Source organism: Mucilaginibacter sp. P4_C11, from assembly GCF_056402115.1.
Map to the genome: position 1 here is coordinate 31,053 of NZ_JBFUIA010000013.1, position 23,691 is coordinate 54,743.

The window sequence follows — 23,691 nt, forward strand, 5'->3', positions numbered from 1 at the left end:
TTCAAATTTTCAAATCCTCAAATTTTCAAATCGATCATCCGCACTTTTTTTCATATTTTTATAACCAAACGCCAACATGTGCGTTATGTTGAAATAACAAAGTTTAATCAATTGTTATTTATGTTTACAGCACTGCAAGTATAACTCAATGAGCAAAGTATTTACAATTACCGAAGGTTTGGAGAATATGGGGGCTTTGCGAACGGGCGGACAAGGCTCTGTTTATAAAGGCAGGCGCTATGGCCCTATCATTACAGCGGTAAAATTATTACCCACCCCAATCCATACGGAGAGTACTGACGATAAAAATTTCAGAAATTTTCAGAACGAGGTTGAAAAACTAAAAAAGGTAAACGAAGAGCCCAATCCCAATGTGGTCAAAATCCTCAATTCGGGTATTACCGAAAGCGGTTCGTTTCCTTTTATCGAGATGGAATATATTGATGGCCCCGACCTGGAGGATTTATTGAAGCCACCGCACGAGGCTATTTTTACCATCAAGGAAATCATTAAACTGGCCGATCAGTTGGCAAATGCGCTCTCGCATTGCCACAAGGTATCGGTTAAGCATGGCGATATTAAAAGCAACAATGTAAAGTTCAATATCCATACGGGTAACTATGTGCTGCTTGATTTTGGCCTTTCGGCTATGTCTGACGATCAGCGGCGCACCAGCATCAGGCATGCCGGGGCTATTGAATTTATGGCACCCGAGCAAAACGAAGGACTGATGTATTTTCAGACCGATGTGTACAGCTACGGTATTATCCTGTATGAATTGATTGCCGGCCAGGTACCTTTCCCGCTTAACGATAACGGCGAAACCTCCCGCAACGCGGTTATGCTGTCGCATATGGAAAAGGAAGTTCCTGATGTGATGGAACTACGCAAAAAGAATTTGCCTGCCGGGTGGACCGACGAAAAGAAACAGCATGAAATGCAGGTGCCTGCATGGCTGCTTAAAATTGTTGCCAAATGCCTGGAAAAAGAGCCCGAAAACCGTTATGCCAATGGAATCGAGCTGCAGGAGGTTTTGGTATATAGCAGTATATCGGCGGTAAACAGTACAGATGTTGATGATTCCTGGAATGCTTCGGTATTATTAAAGGAAAATGAGCGGCTGCAAGGGCTGTTACTTTACTACCAGGAGGCCGAAAGCGCCAGGGGCGTGCACGTTGTAAACCCTGGAACTGAAACGCCTGTTGTTGTAGGTAAGCATGCGGTACGTATTTCTAAACCGTTATTTATTAGTTTAATTGTGGTATTGGTTGCCCTAACCGGTTTTTCGTCTGTTATGGCCATTAAGCATCGTAAGGGTATTTATAACACTTTTTTTAAATCAACAACGCCGCCAAGGGATACTTTAAGTCAGGGCAGTACCCAGGCCAAACCAGATAGCCAGGTTAAAAGGGATACACATGAAGAAACACAACCGGTTAACAATGATCCTGCTGCCAGTATTCCGCCCGAGGTGGATTCATTGGCAGATTCGATATTGCGTGGCGTAAAACACAAGTCTAAATCCGACCCGCAGTTTTACCGCGATAGCATAAAAAACGCTGATACATCAAAATTGAGTTTTTAGTTAATGATAATTAACATCTAAAAAAGATTTACCTAATGGAATCCAAATCTACATTTTGGCAAAAAATAGGTCTGCAGGACTGGTTTCTGCCGAATGGGAAGGCCGCCGCGGTGGCTGCTGTAGCAAATAAAACGCTCACTCCCGATGATGTGTACCTGTACATTATCGAAAAATTTAAAGAATCCGTTGCTCAGCTGTCATTTGCCGATAGGGTTGTTTTTTATCACGAATACATCATCAGCTTTAACGAAGAAGACTATCAGGAGTTTATAAACAACCGTTCGGGTTTGTTTGGCATCATTGTACATGAATCGGTAAAAAAATTTTATGAACTACTGCGCGAACACCAGGAAGTAGGCAAAAAGGTTGAACCATCAAGTTCAAAATGGGTGTTCAGGCTGGTATCACATCCTGATTATAAAAAGGGTGACAAGGGCTTTATAGGCAAACTGTTGCCCGGGAGCAATAAAAAAGAAGAAAACCTGCGGGTAACCTTTATACCCCGCCATACCGGCGTTGCTCAAACTTTGGATATAAGCAATGATATTTTAAAAGGCTTTACCTATTACAGCGAGGGATATTACGAACTACCTTACGCAAATGACTTGCATTATAACGAAAAGGACGTGGTAAAACCCGGGCAAACTGTTTTGGCCCGGTTGGATACAATTATGCCCGATAAGCAGTTTGTAGGTCGTAAGGTGGAATTCCTGATGAAGAATGAAGATATTGTAGTATCTGGCAACGAAGAAACGCGCGAAGATGCCGCTGTATTTAAAATTCCGAGCGATTGGGTAAATACCCCGCACCTGCGCATCCGCATGAATAAAGCCGATGGTAAGCTCTACCTGTCATCATTTGGCGAACTGACCATGATTAACGAGCAGGAAATTACCCGGAGCGATGTAAACTCGCCGCAATGGGTGGAATTGCCTTTTAACTCAAAAATATTGCTGAATGGTATTATCGGCATCAACATATTTAAACCCGAAGCGTAATGTCACAAATATTATCAATAGGCTTACTGGCAATATGTGTTTTGTTATTGCTGGCCCATTTTATCGACATAAAAAGATCAAGCCATGGCAAATAATTATTTCGGACTAACCGATACCGGCAGGCAGCGGGACAATAACGAGGATGCCTTTATTGCCCAGAAAGCCAATGATGATAATTTTATTTTGGCCTGTGTAATTGATGGAGTAGGCGGATATGTAGGCGGCGAGGTTGCCGCCGAAATTGCGCGCGAGACCATTATTAAAGATCTATCGTACATCGCCGGCAATGTGAGCGCCTTGTTGGTGAATACTTTTATTGATGCCAACAAACAAATTTACGATAAAAAAATAGCAGATAAGGAACTGCAGAACATGGCCTGCGTACTTACGCTTGCGGTGGTCGACCTGGAGAATAACCAGTTTCATTACGCCCATGTGGGCGATACCCGTTTGTATTTGCTGCGCGATAATTCGCTCATTAAAATCTCAAAAGATCACTCCTTTGTAGGCTTCCTGGAAGATTCGGGCAGGTTGAGCGAAGAAGCCGCTATGGATCACCCTAAGCGCAACGAAATTAATAAAGCCCTGGGTTTTGATCCTAATATTGCTAAAGAAGCCGACTTTGTAGAAACAGGCCATTCGCCTTTCTTACCCGGCGATATGTTATTGGTTTGCAGCGATGGCCTTACCGACCTGGTTGATAAAAACCTGATAAAAAGTATCCTAACAGGGGCCGGCGAATTGGAAGATAAGGCAGCTAAACTGATACAGGCGGCCAATAATAAAGGCGGTAAAGATAACGTGACGGTGGTGTTGGTACATAACAACAAAGCCCCGCGTGTTCAAAATGTAACCCGGCCGGTGGCTTCGGCTAAGGTTGCCGAAGAGATTATTGATCCCAAACATCGCCCTAAATTACCCGATGGACCCGAAACTGTTCCAGTAAAGCAAAAAAGCAATCGCGGTGCGGTAGTTTTACTGGCCATATTGTTACTGGTTGTTTTATGCGGATTTGTGTGGCAGTGCTGGATAAACCAGCAGCTAAAGCACGACGATACAAAACCGGTTGCCGCCAGGCCTGTTACCAGGCCAAAAAGTGCGGGCGAAATAAAGCTACAGGACACGCTGAATAAGTTAAAGGGGAGCACCCTTATACTTTCGGCAACTGACTTTAAGGAACCAATAGTATTAAGCGATTCCATTTATATTGGCAGGGATAGCCTGTACATAAAGGCGAAGGGAAAAATTGTTTTTAAGCCCGATTCGGGTTATAAAGGCGCGGCTTTCATGTTATCGCCAAAAAGCAAATATGTGGTGCTGGATAGTGTGGCATTTGATGGCTTTAAAACCGGAGTTATTACACATAACGATGCCCTGGTATTAAAATATGTGCAGTTTAGTAACTGCGTAACGCCTGTGCAAACTACCTACCTTTTCCCCGATAAACAATATGTATCGGGCAGGTTGTTTGGGGGCATGTTCAAAATAGATTCGTTACCCAAAGCCATCAAGCACTAATGGATAAGGGCACACCCAAAGCTCCCGGCAGACGGTTGGAGCGATTGTTTTTATTACTTACAGGTATTTTGCTGGCTATGCTTTTTGGCCGGCTATATATGGTTTTGCAGCAAAAATTTACGGATGTTGATAAACGCCTGCAGGATGGCACCATCGTAAACCTAAATGCCCCAAACAGGGCCAGAAACGTAGCCGCGTTACTAAAAAAAGGTTACTATTTTGATGACCCGAGGGATGTAGATTATATTCAGTCTGTTATTGCCGTCAAGGCAAGCTCGGCTGGCGCTTTTGATAACGCCGGCGAACTGAATAAACGCAAATACTATGTTAATGCCGATGAGGCTATAGAACAAGGCGGGGAATCATTCAGGCAGCGGGTATTGGATTCGCGCGAATTGCTGGGTTATACCGGGGATGACTCCATCCGGTTTAGCCAGGAAAAAAATCACCCGCCCGAAATTCCCGTCCAAAACGATCTGGGCCTGGGCGATTACAGCATCAGTGGCAAAATCACCCACAAAGAACAACCGGTTGCTGGTGTTTTAGTGAGGCTGAATATGATATTGCCCAGAGACAGTATTTATTCTGACGAGGAAACGGCTGCCAAAAACACAACCACCGAGAATTTGCCGGCTGCAAAAAAGGTGTTTATTGCCAATGCCGATAAAAAACGACAGCTACAGTCGCTTACGGCATTTGCCCGTAGCGATGCCAATGGCAATTACGAGTTTAAAAATTTGCCCACCGATAAGGCATTTGAACTATTACCCTTGCAGCCAGGTTTTGAGTTTGGCCGCTCGCAGGGGGTTGTTGAACTGGATGGCGATAAAAAGGTAAACTTTGTGCAGTCGCCGCACAGCATTAAGCTGCTGTCAACCCGCGATTTCAATATCCTGAAAAAAGAAGGAGCATTTATTATACGTACCATCGACGATTTCAACACCTGGTATTGGATTATTGCTGCCAGCTTTTTTGCCGGGTTTATTATTATCCATATCCTGTTAAGCTACCGTTATCCGCAGGCCGATCAAATTATATTACCCCTGGTAATGGTACTTACGGGAATCTCGTTTCTTACTTTATTAAGCTTGCAGGATCCGTTAAGGGATAGGTTTTTAGCAAAAGACACTCTCATTTACCTGGGCATAGGCGTTGGTATTATCTGCGTTGTACTGTTTATCAACCTGCGCAAGCTTACTGCCGACTCGGGTTTATACCGTTTGCTGGTATTTAAAAATACGCGCAGCGCTGCAAATGGCTGGCCATGGGTTGTTGTGGCTATGGGCATTTTGTTTAGTACAATTTTATTTGGCACCGGGCCCGAGGGTAGCGGCGTTAAGGTAAACCTGTTGGGTTTTCAGCCAAGCGAGATTGTAAAATACCTGGTAATTATTTTCCTGGCGGGATTTTTTGCCGCTAATGAAAAATTTATCAGCCAGTATGCCAGCTGGAGCAAGCGCTTGTCGTTCTTTTCATCGGCACTGATAGCCACTTTGGTAACGCTGCTGCTGTTTTTAGTTTTGGGCGATCTGGGACCTGCCATGGTAATCTGTTTTACTTTTATCATCCTGTTCTCTTTCTCTCGTGGCGACTTTTTTCCAATGGCCGGTTTTGTGGTGCTTTATGTGCTTATTACCTGGTTTTTTGACAATGTTTGGCTAAGCGCGGGCATTACCTTTGGCATATTAGGTTTGTTTGGTTTCTGGAAACCAAGATACTTAAGTGAATCGGCCGTGATGGCACTAATTGTGATCAGTGCTTTTTTAACCATCGACAAAATTCCGGGATTAGATAAAATTATTCCCGGCCCTGTTGAACGTTTGGTTGAGCGTAAAGCCATCTGGCAGGATCCATGGAACAATGAAGTTTATGGCGGCGACCAGGTAGCCAACGGCCTTTGGGCTATGGCCGGTGGCGGTTTAACAGGCGAAGGTGTTGGCCAGGGCTTTGCTAAAACAATCCCCGAAGCCCATACCGATATGATTTTGCCATCAATAGGCGAGGAGTTTGGCTGGGCAGGTATGGCGGCCGTATTTATATTGTTCCTGCTGTTTTTACACCGGTCGATAATTATTGGGCGGCAAACGGGTACGCCCCTGTTGTTTTACTTAAGCGCAGGGATAGGGGTATGTACGTTCGTGCAGTTTTTGCTGATAGCCGGTGGCTCAATTGGTGCTTTGCCCTTGTCGGGCGTATCGTTGCCGTTTGAGAGTTATGGTGGTTCGTCGTTGGTAATCAATTTATTGGCAACCGGTTTTTTGCTGTCGGTATCATTGGTAAAGGGCAGCCAGGTGCAAATGGATTACATTACCAAACAGCAGGATAAAAACCTGGTGCCCGCTTTAGCGGCGGCGTTGGCCGGCGTAATATTGTTAACCGTAAATGTATCGCGCTATAGCGCCGATAATAAAAAATGGGTGGTGAAGCCAGCCCTGGTTGCCGATAAAAGCGGGCTGCGGATGTTTAGTTATAACCCAAGGATTGCCATATTGATGAACAAGCTGCAAGCCGGATCGTTACTGGACAGGAACGGATTGATCCTGGCTACCAGTAAACCCGAACTTATTGAAAAACAGCAAAAGAAACTGGCTGTAGCAGGCGTAAAAGATTATAACCTCGATTCGGCAGTGCACAAGCGGCTGGAACGGTTTTACCCCTTTGAAGAACAAATGTTTTTTTGGACTGGCGATGTAAATACAGGTGTATTTAATGGCAGTACCAACGGCTACTTTGCCGAGTATGAACACGCGGCCGAATTACGTGGTTTTAAAATGCCCGTCAGTAGTTACAATGTAAAGGCATCGCGCTACCAGGAAGACAGGTTTTTGCCCCGTGGCGTAAAGGAAATGACGGTAGCTAAGAAGGATTATAGCGAACTGGCACCATTGCTGTTAGCCGATATTAACGGCCCCGAAGTGGCAGCATTTAAAAATCGTAACCGGGATGTTAAGCTGACGATGGACGCCGACTTGCAAACAAAAATTCAGCAATCTATAGCTACCGATACATCTTTGTATGATAACCGGGTATCCGTAGTGGTTATGGAGGCCAATACTGGCGATGTACTGGTATCGGCGCAGTACCCGCTGCCACCAGTGCACAACTGGGATCAGCTAACGATGTCGCAGGCCGATCAGAATAAATTATCCAACTGGATGACCACTACCGATCTGGGCTTTACTTATGCCTCGCAGCCAGGTTCAACAGCTAAAGTATTAACAGCCATGTCGGCATTTAATAAGCTGGGCATTGACGCATCTAAAGTAACCTACCACGTAAGTATGGAAGAGCGTATCCGTACCAAAGGTATCGAGCCGGACGAAACCGGTATCATTACCATGGAGCGCGCAATAGCCAAGTCAAACAACGTATATTTTATTAAACTGGCCAATCAGCAGCACCTGGAAGAGTATATGGTAAACCTGTATATGAAAACCGGGATGTTTTTGCATGGGGTGGGCGGCTACTATTATAATAAACCCGCCGAAAACGATGCTCAGGAAGAAAAGTGGCGTAACCTGTGGCGTAAAACCGAGTTTAATACCAAACCCCGGTACGATCCTAACAATATTCATAAAACCAGGGCCAAGGGTATTTCGGGTATGGCCTGGGGGCAGGGAGAGTTGATTGCTACTCCCGCATCTGTTGCCCGGCTGGTATCGGGCGTAGCCAATAATGGCGTGTTATTAGCCAATCGGTTTGTATTGAATGTTGGCAAAACAAAAATGCCTGTAAAGGCCGGTATTACCTTGGCCGATAAACCAGATTATGCCGCCTTGCTGAAGCAATATATGATAACGCAAAGCGCGCCAAAGGTGCCTATATTGGGTATAGCAGTTGCCGGTAAAAGCGGTACGCCCGAGCGTATTGTTAAAAATAAAAGCGTAAATGATGGGTGGTATGTATTTTTTGCGCCGGAGGCAAACGGAAAAGGCAATATGGTTGTTTGTATCCGTGTAGAATCGACCAAAGGATCGTCAGATGCGGTGCATTTAGCCGGGAAACACGTAATCCCCTTCCTTTTGGAAAAGGGTTATATGAAGAGTATTGTGCCGGAGAATCCGGAAGAGATTATTCAATAAAGTATAGAGTCTTAAGTTCCAAGTCAAAAAATAAAGACTCAGAACTTAAAACTCAAGACTTAAAACTTTAAAAAATGGCATTTAGTTTTTTTAGTAAAAGCGGCGGAGAAAAGGGACAGGTTGATGTAAAGGGCCTGCGCGAAGCCATACTACGTTTTATAAAAGAGGCCCTGCAAAAGGTTGAAGGCGGCGAAGGCAGACACATCAAAGAGCTACTGCTTTACCTGGCACCCGACCCCGACGACAAACATCTTTATGAAGGTGCGGTTTATGTGCACGAAAAGGAAGTATTCAGGAACGAGATTCAACGGATTGCTGATGACTACGCGATAGAGTTACCCGATGACTGGACCATTGACGTGCTATTTGCAGATAAGCTTCCCGCTGATGTGCCAAAGATTCCCGAGATTGACGCCGCTTTCCAGATGCATACCCGCAGGCAGGTGGCGCATAATGCATCGTCGGCCATTGCTTATATCAGGATACTAAGCGGAGAGGCCGAACAGGAAGAGTATTTGATTAAGGCTACCGACGGCAAGATTAATATTGGCCGGGATAAAAAAGTGATAACCGAGAACGGATCATACAGGCTGAACAAGATCATATTCCCGGCAGATAGTAACGACCCCAGTAACAAATTTATTAGCAGGCAACACGCCCATATTGAGTGGAATAAAGACACGGAATGTTTTATGATTTTTGCCGATGAGGGTGGTGTACCACCGCGTAATAAAACCAAGATCAGCATAGCAGCAGACGATAAGCTGATTAAGCTTAACTCGACGCAGATTGGCCACCCCATGAATGAAGGCGACCAGGTAATATTGGGCGAATCGGTAGTGTTTTTGTTCAGTGTTAAGGCAGAAGGATAACTAAATGATGACCCGAAAGGTATTAGTGCTGCTTTTATTATTGTTTTCGGGAGCCGTTACCCGGGCTCAAACTGCCGAACAGGTTTATGATAGTTACCTTGATTTTAATGTGGCAAAGCTGAATGATGACGCTGCCCAGTCAATTGCCCTTGCCCAAAAGATTTTGCCCGATACAGCCAAACTAACGCCCAAAGTGCGGGTGGCATTTTATAATTCGTTGGCAAAACTTTACGAAGACGATAATCAAAGCATCAATGCTATTAAATATTACAAAATAGTTGTGGCTGCCCAGCCTGATTATTATGTGGCGCACCGTGCTTTAGGCTACTTGTATATCAAAGATATTTCGGGAAAGCCCGTGGTAATGAACTTGAATTATATTGAAAAAGCACGGTTGGCTTTACCCCACCTTGAAAAAGCCCAGGCCTGCGATCCGGACGAAAATACCCTGAAAATTATTAAGGTACTCTATACCAATTTAAATAACGAAGCCGCCCTTGGCACCCTGCCCGCCCGCCTTGCAAAATTGAGCAAGAACTGTATTGATTTGTTGAGTGATCAATAGATTTTTAGTATCAAGTAGTTAGTGTCAAAATTTAGTATCAAGTAGCAAGTATCAAGTAGCAAGATTTTTTTCGTTGCTTGCATTCTCACAAGCAGCTACCAGTAATGTCGAATTAACAATGCAAACCAGCAACTCCAGTCTTGATACTTGATACTAACTACTACTTGATACTATTTTATTTCTGTCTAAAACTATCCCCGATAAAATTTAATGCATCTATAATGCCGGTGCGCCAGTAAGTCCAGTTGTGGGCACCGTCGCGGATACGGAACTCGTGGGGGACTTTCTTGTCCATCAGGGCTACGTGTAACAGGGAATTGCCTTTGCTTAAGGCATCATCATCGCCGCAATCAATCCAGTAACGTAAATCGTTAAGATCATCGGCTGTTTTGCCTTGAATTAAGCCTAAAATGGAATTTGCTTTCCATGTATCATTTAACCGATCGGCGCCTTTAAGGTTGGGGCCGAAAACTTTGGCGTAGGCCTCGGCCCACCGGGCATCGGTAATACCCATAAAATCTTCGTCGTTACGTACGGCTGCGCTTAATGCTGCCGCTGCCGAGAACATTTCGGGATGTTTGATGCTGTAAATTAAGGTGCCGAATCCACCCATAGATAAACCGGCTACGGCGCGGTATTTCTTGGTCCCCTTTATGCGATAATCTTTTTCGATGGTAGGTATAAATTCCTTGAAAAAGAAATCTTCATAATTACGTTTACCATCGTAGGAATTAATGTAAAATGTGGTTTTTGCATCAGGCATTACAATAATCATGGGTGGTATTTTACCTTCGGCGATGGCTTTATCGGCGTAACGGTTAATCTCGCCAAATTGCAGCCAGCCGGTTTGGTCGTCGCCATAGCCATGCAGCAGGTATACTACAGGGTAGGTACGGTTTGATGTTTCATAATCGGCAGGCAGGTAAATGGCGTACTTTACGTTGTAATCCAAAATATCGCTCTTTACGTTTTGTTCCTCTATCACCTTGCCGGCCGGGATACGCTGTGCAAATGCGGCAGATGCAGAAAGGAGAAGGCAGATTAGAATAAGTTTTTTCATAATATTTTAATCAATTTGAAAATTTGAGGATTTGAAAATAAATCTATACGTCTGAAATGTTTCCATTTTCATCTGCACATCTGAAATTTGCATATCTGCACATTTATAATTAATCCGCATCCCACACCCATGGTTCTTCGCCTGCAAAAGCAACGGTTGGCGCTGTCTCGTCAATTTTAAATTTCCAGGTTATGTTTTCGCGTTTGTCGTTTTTAATATCGCTGCAGGTGAAAAAATAATACACCGTGAACATGCATTTGAATGATCCCGTTAAGTCATTGGTGTTAAACTGAGCATCTACAATATCAAATTCCCGCACTTCGGGCGATCCTCCGTTATCATAAAAGTAGGACGCCAGGCCCTGCCGCATATTGGCGTTGTTTTGATCGTCGCCCAAAAAAACGCTCAAAAATTCTGCTATCGGTAGCGTGCCATCCGTAAGTTTTTCCAGGTGGTCTATTGAAATCGGAAGATTAAAATCCTTTGCCATTTATCAACAGTGAAACATTATCTCATCCATCTTATCAATCCATCTGCACATCTGAAATCTGCATATCTGCACATCTATCACTTCTGCCTGAAACCATCGCCTATAAAACTGAGGGCGTTGGTGATGCCTGTGCGCCAGTACGTCCAGTTGTGGGCACCATCGCGCATCCTGAATTCATGAGGTACTTTCTTTTCTGTCAGGGCTATGTGCAGCATGCTGTTGCCTATGGTTAAAAAGTCGTCATCGCCGCAATCAATCCAGTAGCGCACTTTGCTCAATTCGTCTGCCGTTTTATTTTGTACCAGGTTCAACACTGAATTTGCCTGCCAGTCTTTATTCAGCCTGTCTTTACCCTTCAATCCACGGCCAAATAGCTGGCCAAAAACGTGTTCGTAATTGTCATCGGGCTGGTTAACCATCTGGTCGTCTGGGAATACTGCCGCGCTTAATGCCGCCGCCGCCGAAAATAGTTGCGGGTATTTAATAGCGTAAATCAGTGTACCGTAGCCACCCATGGAAAGGCCGGCAACTCCGCGGTATTGTCTTTCTGTTTTTACTCGGTAGGCCTGCTCCACATGTGGTATAAATTCTTTGATAAAAAAATCCTCATACTTTTCCTTGCCATCATAGGAGTTAATATACCAGCTGGTACCGCCATCGGGCATCACAATAATCATTGGCGGTATGGTACCGTCTAAAATGGCCTGGTCGGCAAAACGGTTTACCTCGCCAAATTGTAACCAGCCGGTGTTATCGTCGGAGTATCCGTGTAAAAGGTATACTACAGGGTAGGTGCGGTTTGCCGTTTCATAATCGGCAGGCAGGTAAATGGTGTATTTAACGTTGCGTTTTAAAATTTTGCTTTTAACGGTTTGCTCTTCAATTACTTTGCCTTGCTGGGCAAATGCGCTGCCCGTGCTTACCAGGAAGCAAAGGAACAGGCACGTTTTGAAAATATTTTTCATATATCCTAAATTGGGGTTGGTAGCTGTTAAAAAGTAAGCGATTTGCCTTGCTGCGGGTAAACCAGGTTTAGTTGTAATTTATTTTCAACTTTTAATTCTTCTTTTATTTTGATAATGCTGTTTGCCGGCGGTTTTAAATGTGTGACAACAATATTTAACCCTTTGATGGCATCCGGGCCGGTTAATGCGGCCAGTTTGTCCATTTCGGCCATTAGCCAATGGGGGGTTAGGTGACCAAATAATGTCTTATCAGGTTGCTCGCTTGGGAACGAAACCTCAATCATGATGGCTTTTAGTTGTTTGCTTTTAACCAGGGGGGCAATAGCTTCCCAAAGCTTTTGCAGGTTGGTGCTTTTTTCAATAGCATCGGGCCCCGTATCGCCTAAATATAAAATATAAGCATCATAGCTGTGTACCAAAAAGGCGGTGCTGGTGAGGTTTGAATGGCTTAGCGGGAATGCCTGTACTTTCAGTGCGGTGTTTTCTATAGCCACCTCGTTGCCCGGCTCAAGTGGTTTGTAATGGAACTTTTTTAAAGCGGGACTTTCTCCATCGTCGGCAAAGTTGGCCCAGCTTGCCCAGGTAAAGTAGTGGGTTTTGAGTGTTTGGAGTGTGCATTGCAGGCCATAAATGTTTTTAGTGCTGTCCTCGGGCGAGTTAATCACCAGGCCCGCCAGATGATCAAGATGGGCATGCGAAATGAAATATCCTTTGATGTATTGCCTTAATACTTTTTCGGGCGAAACAGGGAAAGCCTTGTTTTCGATGGCTTTTTTTATGCCATAGTGCAGCGTGCCGGCATCTAAACATATGTAATTATTACTGCCGCTTGCTGCCAGCATGTATGCTGATAGGTTACTTTCATCAATGCCCCCCAGCACGCCCAAAGGCACCAGCCTGAATGACGGTGCAGGTTTAACCTGTGCATTTGTCCCAAAAGGTATCAGCGCACATACAATAACACTTAAAGCAAGGTATTTACGGATCATTAAAGGTAGATTTTCAATTGCAGTACAGCACAATTGTTATGCCGCTAAATTAATGATATACCTATCAATTAAACAAAAATAAAAGCTGTTTTAAAAGCAATGGCTCTCAAAATCTCAGCTTTGTAGTATTCAATGTCTGAACTGATATTATTCAACTTTCAGCTTTTCGGCAGCTTTTTTATTTAACTCATAGTCGCCTCCTAACAGGTAACCCCAGGGTTTAAGGCTTTCAATGCGGTCAAATATAATTTTGAAAATAGCAATAACCGGTATAGAAAGGAACATGCCCGAAAGCCCCCAGATCATCTCGCCAAGGATAATGCCGATGAACGAGATCAGGGCGTTAAGCCTCACCTTTGAACCCACAATAGTTGGCAGCAAAAAGTTGGCATCTACGGCGTGTATTATAATTACGCTAACAGCTACCGTTACGGTTTTACCAATATTACCGGTAGCAAAAGTGATAATGGTGCTTAATAACAACGCCGTGAAAATGCCGATATAAGGGATGATGTTAAATAAACCTACAATGATGCCCAGCAATGCCGCGTATTTTATGCCGATTAATAAAAAAACGGTAATGGCAACACTGGCTACAATAAACATTTCAAGCAATAAGCCCAGTATATACTGCCTCATGATAGATTGAATGTTTTCTACAATATCCATCACCACGGCCGAGTTCTCGTCCCTGAATACCCAAATGATAAAACGAAGAAGGAGCCGCCTGTAAAGCAAAATAAAAAAAGTGAAGATCATGATAAACACATAAAATATCATGAGCGACGAGATTGCGCCGAAAGCTGTGCTTACCACATCCGTTCCAGATTCCATTATTTTTTTGGAAGCATCATCTACATATTTTAATTGTTTGGCCGCGTTAATATGGAATGCCGATTGTACCCAATTCTGCAAATCGTGAATGGATTGCGAAACCTGGCTTTTAAGCATCGGCCAATCGTTGGCAAGGTTTGATATTTGGGAGCCCACCAGATACAGTATGCCGCCAACCAGGGCCACCAACAAGAGGATAGATGCCAATGATGACATGCTGCGCGGCAGGCGCAGCTTTTTTTCAAGGAAATTGGAAACCGGCAGCAACAGGATGGCAAATATAAACCCGAAAATTAATGGGTCGAGGATATCTTTGCCGATAATGATAAGGTAGCCAAGGGCCAAAAAACCCAGCAGGGTGAGCGCGAGTCGTTCATAAAAAGGGGCTATAATTTTTTTTGCCGGCATAGAGTAGATGATTATCTGGTGCTGTTCAGATACCTTAACACAAAACGGTACCCGAGGTTTGAAGATACAAAATTATTAAGCAAAAGACCATCTTTTCTTCGGCAACGGCTTGTTGAAAATATATATCCACCGGTAAAAGATGAAAGTTACTTTAATGATTGCCACCCTTTGGCTTAATCGTTTTACTCGTCCTCGGCAAACGTAAGCACGTAATTGTTATTGTCTTTAATCGAAAACTCGGTGGCCCCGTAAAAAGTTGTTTCTAAGCCTTTCAAAACAGGTACCAGTTCTTTTACCGACTCAAAAAATGCCCGGATGTTTTTAAGTTTGATATATAACAGCATCGAAGCTCCATCCTGGCGGCTGATATCGGGAAGCTCTTCGCCCAGGCTGGCCATGGTTTGAAACATCATGGTTACGTTCCCTTTGGCCATCATGGCCCAAATAAGGTCATTGCCGGCTTCGGGTACGGTTACTACCAGTTCAAAACCCAGCAGGTGATAAAATTTTATAGTTTCGTTAATGTCCTTAACAAAAATATTGGGCGACAAGCTTTCCATTGTTTTTTAATTAAGCGGTAAAAATTGAAATAAATACTCGGGATAAAATTATAGATTTATATTGAAAATGCTAAATAATTTAGTAAAATTGTCAAAAATAAATGAAATCAACAATTCACTAATTCATTAACTCAATAATTATAAAGTGGGAAAACTTGTAGAAGAATTTGACAGCTATCGCACCAGGATGAATGATAGGATAATGGAAACTGCCAACACTAATATCAAACGCTTCTTCGCGCTGGATACCACCAGCTATGCCGGTGGCGCGCTTGATGTAAAAACCAAAGAAATGCTTGGCCTGGTTGCCAGTATGGTATTGCGCTGCGACGATTGCATTAAATACCACCTTGGCAAATGCCACGAGGTCGGCGTTAACAACGACGAAATGAACGAGATATTTATGATAGCCAATTTGGTAGGCGGATCTATCGTTATACCTCATTACCGACGTGCGGTAGAGTATTGGGATGAACTAAACCAAGCTTAGCAAGTTTCGGGTTGGATAAGAAAATAAATGGAGTGATTTTTAAACATGCATCGTTGCGGGTTGTAAAATCTGAGACGCTTACAGGTAAAATGACATAGGCAAACTATGTCATTAAGAGGAACGAAACAATCGCAAACTATACAAATCCGCTTTATAGCGTTGCGATTTCGACGCGCTGACATACTTCTTAGCACTGGTAGGAAAATCAAAGCCGGAACTGTATAGGTAATCATGATTATCGGTAATGTGTTGGTTTTTAACGCAATAAAAATGAATGGCAAGCGTATAATATTAGTAAAAACCTAATCTTATGTATCAATCAAAATCCCGCCGCAAGTTATTTTATGTTGATATGTTTCCGATGTTCAACCTGTTATTGATTGTATTGATGTTTCTATTATTTTATGGCAGGCCTTTGCCCCGAAGTCCTATTGATATTAATTTGCCGGTTGGTCATTCATTTAATACCGGGGATCCTGACGCGGATTTTGGAACCATATTAGTGGGAGAAAATAAGGTAATGTTTGGACTCGAATATGCCGATGTTCGCGAAGACGCGTTAAAACAAATGGCCGCGATATACAACGTGCCATTTTCGCCTGGCGACATTGCTAAGTTTGGCAAAACTGATTTTATTGGTACCCCCTTAACCTCGTTAAAAAAATATATTACCAACTATTACAATTTTATCAACTATCGCGCACAGGCAGGTTTATTGCCCGATTTAGCATGTGACGACGAATTATTCAATTGGATAAGATGCGCAAGAAAGGCAACAGTGAAACAACACAATGCCCAAATGCGCATCGCTATCGCGGCTGACGGCGAAACGCCTTACCCGGTTATTAAGAAAATTATAAGCGTATTGCACAAGCAACACGTAAATAAATTCACCATAGTATATTCTTTTATATGGCAAAAATGAACGAAAACCCCCAGGAAATAATTCGCTGCTCATGGGCGGGAACCGACCCTTTATACAACAAGTACCACGACGAAGAGTGGGGCAAAGAAGTACACGACGACAAAACGCTTTTCGAGTTTCTGATCCTCGAATCTGCCCAGGCTGGTTTAAGCTGGATAACTATCTTGCGCAGGAGGGACGGCTACCGCAAAGCTTTTGCCGATTTTGACGTGCACAAAGTAGCTGCCTTTACCGATGATGATGTAGAGCGCCTGATGCAGGATGCCGGTATTATTCGTAACCGGTTAAAAATCCTGGCGGCTATAAGCAATGCTAAACTGTTCATTGGGTTACAACAGGAATTTGGCTCGTTTGATAAATACCTGTACAGCTTTATGCCCGGTGGAAAACCCATTATCAACCATCACCATAAAATTCCCGCCAGTACACCCGAATCGGATGCTATCAGCAAGGATATGAAAAAGCGGGGCTTCAAATTCTTTGGCACCACCATTTGTTACGCCCATATGCAGGCAACGGGTATGGTGAATGACCATATTCCGGAGTGCAGTTTTAAGTAGTTTTTTGATTTCACCGATAGAAAATGATTTCACCGATTTTAGAAGCCAACACTGTGATTAAACCACATTAATTGTATTTTTGAAAAGCAACTAATCAATTTTAATCATCAATACATAGCTGCTGATAATCAATGGATCATCTTAATCGGTGCAATCATTAAAAATCAGTGTAATCACATATAATGAAAAAACTATTTCTTTTGGATGGCATGGCCCTTATTTACCGGGCACACTTTGCTTTGAGTAAAAGCCCTCGGTTTACCTCGGGTGGGATGAATACATCGGCGGTAATGGGCTTTACCAATACCCTGCTGGATGTTTTGAAAAAAGAAAAGCCAACCCACATGGCTGTTGTTTTTGATACCGAAGCGCCAACCGAACGCCATACCGATTACGAACATTACAAGGCCCACCGCGAGGCTATGCCCGAAGATTTATCAAAGGCATTACCCTATGTAGTGAAGCTGATACTGGGTTTCAACATCCCGGTAATAACATCAGATGGTTACGAGGCCGATGATATTATAGGCACCCTGGCCAAAAAGGCCGAGCAAAAAGGTTACCAGGTTTATTGTATGACCCCTGATAAGGATTTTGCGCAGCTGGTATCTGATAATATCCGCATTTACAAACCGGCCCGTATGGGGAATGAGATGGAAATTTTGGGCGTAAAGGAAGTGCTGGAGAAATGGGAAATAGAACGCGTTGAACAGGTTATAGATATTTTAGGCCTTTGGGGCGATGCAGTAGATAATATTCCCGGCATTCCGGGTATAGGCGAGAAAACGGCCAAATCGCTCATTAAACAATACGGCTCGATGGAAAATATTATTGCCCATAGCCATGAGCTAAAAGGTAAACAACGCGAGAATGTTGAGCAATTTGCCGAGCAGGGTTTACTGTCAAAAAAACTGGCGACTATATTGTTAAATGTGCCGGTTGAACTGGACGAGGAGGGCCTGGAGATATGCGCACCAAGCAAAGAACTGTTAGAACCCCTTTTTGCCGAACTGGAATTCCGCACGCTGGGCAGGCGTGTGTTTGGCGATGATTTCACCATCACCGAGTTTAAATCTGCCGGTACTCAAACCGACCTGTTTGGCGAGCCTGTTGCCACGGCCCGCACCACCATGACGGTTGATGTGGAGGACATCCGCGAAGACTTTGTAACAGCATCTAAAAATATAGATAACGTACCGCACGAGTACCACCTGGCCGATACGGCTGAAAAACGCGCTGAGCTGATAGCCATCCTTGAAAAACAGGAAAGTTTTTGCTTTGACACCGAAACTACCGGAACTGATGCTAATTATTGCGAATTGGTTGGCCTGTCTTTTTCGATAAAAGCAGGCGAGGCCTGGTATGTGCCGGTGCCCGAAGATCAGGAAGCGGTTAAAGCTATAGTCAAGGAGTTTAAACAGGTGCTTGAAAATGAAAGCATCGGCAAAACAGGGCAAAACATTAAGTTTGATATCCTGATACTGAAATGGTACGATGTGCAGGTTAAGGGTAAGCTGTTTGATACCATGATGGCGCATTATATTATAGATCCGGATACCCGCCACGGCATGGATGTATTGTCCGAAAACTACCTGGGTTATAAGCCGGTTTCCATCACTTCACTTATTGGCCCCAAGGGTAAAAACCAGGGCAGCATGCGCGATGTGGAGATAGAAAAAATAAAAGAATATGCCGCTGAGGATGCCGACATTACCCTGCAATTAAAATCCGTTTTCGAACCGAAATTGAAAGAGGTGGAAAGCGAAAAGCTTATTCACGAGATAGAGCATCCATTGATTTACGTACTGGCCGACATTGAATTTGAAGGGGTAAAAATAGACCATTTTACGTTGGGCGAGTTCAGCAAAGAATTGGAGACCGACATTAGTAAACTGGAAAAAACTGTTTATGAAAAAGCGGGGGTAAGGTTTAATATCGCATCGCCAAAACAGTTGGGCGAAGTATTGTTTGAAAAACTGATGCTTGACCCTAAAGCCAAGAAAACCAAAACCGGCCAATACCAAACCGGCGAAGATGTATTGCTATCATTAGCCGCCAAAAGCGATATTGTAAGGGATATATTAGATTTTAGGCAGCTGCAAAAGCTAAAATCAACTTATGTTGACGCATTGCCAACTATGGTAAATCCTAAAACGGGCAGGGTGCATACCTCATACAACCAGGCGGTAGCCGCTACCGGCAGGTTAAGCAGCGTTAACCCCAACCTGCAAAATATCCCTATCCGTACCGAGCGCGGCCGGGAGGTGCGTAAGGCTTTTATACCCAGAAATGCAGGCCACAGCATTGTATCTGCCGATTATTCGCAGATAGAATTGCGCATCATAGCCGAGATTAGCAAAGACCCAAACATGACGCAAGCATTTGTTGATAACCTCGATATTCATACCGCCACCGCGGCCAATGTTTATGGTATTGCTTTAGATGAAGTAACAGGCGAGCAGCGCCGCAACGCAAAAGCGGTTAACTTTGGTATTATTTACGGGCAATCGGCCTTTGGTTTATCACAAAGTTTAGGCATCCCGCGTAAAGAGGCTGCGGATATTATTGAGCAGTACTTTGCCCAGTTTCCTGGAATAAAGCAATACATGAGCGATACGATGAACTTTGCCCGCGAAAACGGCTATGTATGCACGTTAATGGGCCGCCGCCGCTACCTGCGCGATATCAATTCGGCCAATGCTACAGTACGTGGTTTTGCTGAGCGAAATGCCATCAATGCACCAATCCAGGGATCGGCTGCAGATATGATCAAGATAGCCATGATCAACATTCACCGCGAATTTATAACCCAAAAGCTGGACGCCCGCATGACCATGCAGGTGCATGATGAGTTGGTGTTTGATGTGCCTCATGACGAAATTGAAATTGTAAAACCCATCATTATGCACAATATGAAAACCGCCATTAAAACAACAGTACCTATTATGGTAGAGATTGGTACAGGGTTGAATTGGTTGGAGGCGCATTGATAATGGTCAATAGTTGATTGAGTTAGATTGGGTTGATTAAGTTAGAAATTCTATCGGGCATAATTATCAATATGCCACTTAAAATAAAAACGTGCTGCTGTCGTGAACAGACAGTGGCACGTTTTTTCTAAAATCAATTGAAAAATAGGAGTGAATCTTTTTACAACACAATTAATTATATTTGTGTTATCGCTTTAAGATTACCGGCATTATGGACGAAAAACATAAATATCAAAACTTTATAACGGAGATCCCATCTACCGCTGTTGATATTTATCGGATGTTGCCCGAAGGTACCCGCTGTGAAGTTATTTTCAATGAATTAAGTATGTCGCCATCGCCATCCCGTGAGCATCAAAAATTATTAATAAAGTTAACTTCCCTTTTATTCGAATATTTAACCAATAGCCCAATAGCCGAATTATTTACTGCTCCTTTTGATGTTTACTTCGAAAAACAACAATCCGTAGTACAACCAGATTTGTTTGTTGTGTTAAATGACCAAATGGATATTGTTGAAAAAAATGGTGTTCATGGTGTGCCGCGATTAATTATTGAGATTGTTTCGACAAACAGGGCTTACGATACTCAAAAAAAACGTTCGCTTTATGAATCGGCAGGTGTTAAAGAGTACTTTATCATCGATCCTGAAAATAATAAAGTCATTTTACTTACTCTTGGTGCTACTGGGTTATATGAGCAAACATACGAGGAGACGGGTGTTTTAAAATCGGCGATTCTATCCTGCCGGATATCTTTCTGATGTTCTGATGGCGTTGTATCAACGATGGTTTCTTTGGCTTTGGCAAATCCCACATATTATCTATCGGCATATGTCCTATAAATCCGGTGTCCTGTCAATAAAAATCCGTTTTAAGTAAATAATCCCACCTTAGTGTACTCAATACTCAACGTTGATTAAGTTTAATTAGCTGTTTTTGCTATCATTTTTATAACTATACCGTCAAAACTTTAATAACATTTTTACAATCTTCTCTGTAAATTTCAAAAACTATATTAATGATTATAGGTTTCTCTTTTGGTAATCTTTCCTTAAATTGAGCCAATAAAACCTGAATGAAAATATTCCATTTGAGTGCCGAATGTTACCCTGTTGCCAAAGTTGGCGGCCTTGCAGATGTTGTTGGCGCACTGCCCAAATATCAAAACCTGGCAGGCTTGCAGGCAGCGGTTGTAATGCCCTACTATGATCGCAAGTTTACGCAGGAAAACGAATTTGATGTTGTTTTTACTGCCGTAACTTTACTAAACACCCGCCGCCTTTATTTTGAAATTTTAAAAGAAAAAACCGATAAGCTGGGTTTCGAGTTGTTTTTAGTCCGCATACCCGGATTGCTTGACAGGGAAAATGTATACAGCTATCCCGACGAACGGGAGCAGTTTATTGCTTTTCAGTTGGCTTTTTTAGATTGGATCAGCTACTCGCAGCAAACACCGGATATTATCCATTGCCATGATCATCACTCCGGCCTGGTACCCTTCCTGCTTTACCATTCCAAATTGTATAAACGGCTGGCCAATGTGCCTACGGTATTTACCATACATAACGGCCAGTATCATGGCGCTTTTGGCTGGGAGCATTTTCAGTATCTGCCCGAAATTGATCCGGCCTCAACAGGCCTGCTTGATTGGGCTGGTGGCATAAACCCGTTGGCGTCCGCGGTAAAATGTAGCTGGCTGTATACCACAGTATCGCCAACTTACCTGCGCGAGCTTACCATTAATTCAAACGGCTTGGAATATCTTTTTTATATCGAAAGAGCCAAAGGCTACGGTATAATTAACGGTATTGACACGGAAGTTTGGAATCCCTTGAAAGATCCGATGATCCCGAGCCATTTTAATACTAAAACGCTCGCGAAGGGAAAACAATTAAACAAAGAAACTCTTTGTACCCGTTTTGGGTTGGATGCATCGAAGCCCCTGTTTACCTTCATCGGCCGGCTGGTGATAGAAAAAGGTGCCGACCTGTTGCCCGAAGCTATTGACCGTACACTTGAACAATATGGCGATGAGATTAACTTTTTTATCCTTGGCTCGGGTGATAAAGATATGGAACTTGCCTTGCTTGAACTTAAGGCTAAATATCCCGGCAGGTGCAATGTATTTATCGGTTACGACGAAGGGCTGGCACACGTGGTGTATGCGGGTGCCGATTTCCTGATGATGCCATCGCGTGTTGAACCATGCGGGCTTAACCAGCTTTATTCCCTACGGTACGGCACCATGCCGTTGGTACGCAGTACAGGCGGCTTAATCGACTCGGTAATTGATTTTGGCGACGAAGGCGGCTAYGGCATCCGGTTTAACCAGGTTTCGGTAGATGATATTTGCCACGCCATAAGCCGCGCTGCCGCACTTTACCAAAACCAGCCACAACTACAAATACTCCGCAAGCGCATGATGGCCCTCGATTTTTCGTGGGACAGATCGGCCAAAGAATATATAAACCTTTATGAAAGTTTAAACCCTCTGATATGACATCTAAAGTAATTTCAATTGTGCTTGGCGGTGGCCAGGGCAGTCGTTTATCGCCCCTAACTGCAACACGTTCAAAACCGGCTGTGCCAATTGCCGGTAAGTACCGTTTGGTTGATATTCCCATTTCCAATTGCCTGCACTCGGGTATTACACGTATTTATGTGTTAACGCAGTTTAACTCGGCTTCGCTAAACAAACACATCAAAAACACGTATCACTTTAGCAGCTTCAGCGATGCTTTTGTTGATATTTTGGCGGCAGAGCAAACCCCATCAAGCGTATCATGGTTTCAAGGTACGGCCGATGCGGTAAGACAAAGTTTACACCACCTGGCTGTACATGAGTTTGAGTACGTACTGATCCTATCGGGCGACCAACTGTACCAGATGGATTTTGATGATATGATAACCAAGCACATTGAAGCCGGTGCCGAAATTTCTATCGCTACCATTCCTGTTGACGCGGCTGATGTTCCGGGATTTGGTATTTTGAAAGCGGATGATGACAGCATGGTTACAGCATTTATCGAAAAACCAAAATCGGACTTTGAAAGTTGGGCGTCTGACGTAAGCGACGAGATGAAAGCCGAAGGCAGGGTTTACCTGGCATCAATGGGTATTTACATTTTTAACCGTAAACTGCTTTATGAATTGCTGGAAGGTAATGACCGTACCGATTTTGGTAAAGAGATTATCCCGCAATCTATAGTTAATCATAAGGTTTTGAGTTACCAGTATGAGGGCTACTGGACAGATATTGGTACCATCCCATCGTTCTTTGATGCTAACCTGGGCCTTACCGACGAGATACCTAAGTTTAACCTTTTTGGCGAAAATCATATTTATACCCGTGCGCGCATGCTGCCCCCGTCAAAAGTATCCGGTACTACATTAAATAAATCGATTATTGCCGATGGCTGTATCATCAGCGCTAAAACTATCACCCGCTCTATCATTGGTATCCGTACCCGAATAGGAGTTGAGACCGAAATTGAGAACTGCTATGTAATGGGTAGCGATAATTACCAAACGCTGGAGCAAATTGCCGAACTGAAATTAAGCGATTCGCCGATTATGGGTATAGGCGACAGGGTGAAGATAAAAAACGCCATTATTGATAAAAATACATACATAGGCGATGACGTAAGCATTAACTGTGGTGGCCTGTTGCCCGATGGCGATTACGGCACCCATACGGTGCAAGATGGTATTGTAGTTGTTAAAAAGCGTGCCATTATTCCTAACGGTACAATTATTTAATTAAACGAAATAAAAACAATCTATAGTTAATTTGTTATT

Annotated in this window: 19 protein-coding genes; 13 read left to right on the forward strand and 6 right to left on the reverse strand. The window is 43.5% G+C overall.

Annotated features, from left to right (window positions below):
- Positions 1 to 148: 148 nt before the first annotated feature.
- The 6 genes from AC1DU2_RS13475 to AC1DU2_RS13500 all read left to right on the forward strand — a co-directional run bounded on the left by AC1DU2_RS13475 (position 149) and on the right by AC1DU2_RS13500 (position 9,620).
- On the forward strand, positions 149 to 1,585 hold the full coding sequence (locus tag AC1DU2_RS13475) for a serine/threonine protein kinase (protein ID WP_477355973.1): 1,437 nt from the start codon (positions 149 to 151) through the stop codon (positions 1,583 to 1,585).
- Positions 1,586 to 1,620: 35 nt separating this feature from the next.
- On the forward strand, positions 1,621 to 2,583 hold the full coding sequence (locus AC1DU2_RS13480; RefSeq protein ID WP_090653187.1) for a hypothetical protein: 963 nt from the start codon (positions 1,621 to 1,623) through the stop codon (positions 2,581 to 2,583).
- Between the two features lie 84 nt (positions 2,584 to 2,667).
- Entirely contained in the window at positions 2,668 to 4,101 is a 1,434-nt protein-coding gene (locus AC1DU2_RS13485; RefSeq protein ID WP_477384918.1) for a protein phosphatase 2C domain-containing protein, read from the forward strand.
- Complete coding sequence (locus AC1DU2_RS13490) at positions 4,101 to 8,183, forward strand: FtsW/RodA/SpoVE family cell cycle protein (RefSeq protein ID WP_477384919.1); 4,083 nt, start codon at positions 4,101 to 4,103, stop codon at positions 8,181 to 8,183. The genes AC1DU2_RS13485 and AC1DU2_RS13490 overlap by 1 nt, the downstream gene beginning before the upstream one ends.
- A 74-nt stretch (positions 8,184 to 8,257) precedes the next feature.
- Entirely contained in the window at positions 8,258 to 9,055 is a 798-nt protein-coding gene (locus tag AC1DU2_RS13495) for an FHA domain-containing protein (protein ID WP_477384920.1), read from the forward strand.
- Positions 9,056 to 9,059: 4 nt separating this feature from the next.
- Positions 9,060 to 9,620, forward strand: coding sequence for a hypothetical protein (locus AC1DU2_RS13500; protein ID WP_477384921.1), 561 nt, complete (start codon positions 9,060 to 9,062; stop codon positions 9,618 to 9,620).
- Positions 9,621 to 9,795: 175 nt separating this feature from the next.
- Here AC1DU2_RS13500 and AC1DU2_RS13505 read toward each other — a convergent pair whose 3' ends face one another.
- The 6 genes from AC1DU2_RS13505 to AC1DU2_RS13530 form a co-directional block, all read right to left on the reverse strand.
- Complete coding sequence (locus tag AC1DU2_RS13505; RefSeq protein WP_477384922.1) at positions 9,796 to 10,680, reverse strand: alpha/beta hydrolase; 885 nt, start codon at positions 10,678 to 10,680, stop codon at positions 9,796 to 9,798.
- Positions 10,681 to 10,789: 109 nt separating this feature from the next.
- A complete protein-coding gene (locus tag AC1DU2_RS13510; protein ID WP_477384923.1) occupies positions 10,790 to 11,170 on the reverse strand; it encodes a hypothetical protein in 381 nt (126 codons plus the stop codon).
- Between the two features lie 77 nt (positions 11,171 to 11,247).
- The gene (locus AC1DU2_RS13515) at positions 11,248 to 12,135 is read right to left on the reverse strand and encodes an alpha/beta hydrolase (protein WP_477355996.1); all 888 of its coding nucleotides are present in this window, start codon (positions 12,133 to 12,135) and stop codon (positions 11,248 to 11,250) included.
- Positions 12,136 to 12,161: 26 nt separating this feature from the next.
- On the reverse strand, positions 12,162 to 13,124 hold the full coding sequence (locus AC1DU2_RS13520) for an MBL fold metallo-hydrolase (RefSeq protein WP_477384924.1): 963 nt from the start codon (positions 13,122 to 13,124) through the stop codon (positions 12,162 to 12,164).
- Between the two features lie 147 nt (positions 13,125 to 13,271).
- The gene (locus AC1DU2_RS13525) at positions 13,272 to 14,366 is read right to left on the reverse strand and encodes an AI-2E family transporter (RefSeq protein ID WP_477356002.1); all 1,095 of its coding nucleotides are present in this window, start codon (positions 14,364 to 14,366) and stop codon (positions 13,272 to 13,274) included.
- A gap of 182 nt (positions 14,367 to 14,548) precedes the next feature.
- Positions 14,549 to 14,926, reverse strand: a complete 378-nt coding sequence (locus AC1DU2_RS13530) for a VOC family protein (RefSeq protein ID WP_477356005.1) — start codon at positions 14,924 to 14,926, stop codon at positions 14,549 to 14,551.
- Positions 14,927 to 15,071: 145 nt separating this feature from the next.
- Between AC1DU2_RS13530 and AC1DU2_RS13535 the strand changes: the two genes are divergently transcribed.
- The 7 genes from AC1DU2_RS13535 to AC1DU2_RS13565 all read left to right on the forward strand — a co-directional run bounded on the left by AC1DU2_RS13535 (position 15,072) and on the right by AC1DU2_RS13565 (position 23,652).
- The gene (locus tag AC1DU2_RS13535) at positions 15,072 to 15,416 is read left to right on the forward strand and encodes a carboxymuconolactone decarboxylase family protein (protein WP_477384925.1); all 345 of its coding nucleotides are present in this window, start codon (positions 15,072 to 15,074) and stop codon (positions 15,414 to 15,416) included.
- 310 nt (positions 15,417 to 15,726) lie between these two features.
- Positions 15,727 to 16,341 carry a hypothetical protein gene (locus AC1DU2_RS13540; RefSeq protein ID WP_477384926.1) on the forward strand — a complete coding sequence of 205 codons (615 nt, stop codon included), beginning with the start codon at positions 15,727 to 15,729 and terminating at the stop codon, positions 16,339 to 16,341.
- Positions 16,338 to 16,901 (forward strand): DNA-3-methyladenine glycosylase I, encoded by a 564-nt coding sequence (locus AC1DU2_RS13545; RefSeq protein ID WP_477384927.1) that lies wholly within the window; start codon positions 16,338 to 16,340, stop codon positions 16,899 to 16,901. Before AC1DU2_RS13540 ends, AC1DU2_RS13545 begins: the two co-directional genes overlap by 4 nt.
- A gap of 182 nt (positions 16,902 to 17,083) precedes the next feature.
- On the forward strand, positions 17,084 to 19,891 hold the full coding sequence (polA, locus tag AC1DU2_RS13550) for a DNA polymerase I (protein WP_477384928.1): 2,808 nt from the start codon (positions 17,084 to 17,086) through the stop codon (positions 19,889 to 19,891).
- Between the two features lie 211 nt (positions 19,892 to 20,102).
- Positions 20,103 to 20,654 (forward strand): Uma2 family endonuclease, encoded by a 552-nt coding sequence (locus AC1DU2_RS13555; protein ID WP_477356020.1) that lies wholly within the window; start codon positions 20,103 to 20,105, stop codon positions 20,652 to 20,654.
- 314 nt (positions 20,655 to 20,968) lie between these two features.
- Positions 20,969 to 22,393, forward strand: a complete 1,425-nt coding sequence (locus AC1DU2_RS13560) for a glycogen synthase (RefSeq protein ID WP_477384929.1) — start codon at positions 20,969 to 20,971, stop codon at positions 22,391 to 22,393.
- Positions 22,390 to 23,652, forward strand: coding sequence for a glucose-1-phosphate adenylyltransferase (locus AC1DU2_RS13565; RefSeq protein ID WP_477384930.1), 1,263 nt, complete (start codon positions 22,390 to 22,392; stop codon positions 23,650 to 23,652). Before AC1DU2_RS13560 ends, AC1DU2_RS13565 begins: the two co-directional genes overlap by 4 nt.
- The last annotated feature ends 39 nt before the right edge of the window (positions 23,653 to 23,691 follow it).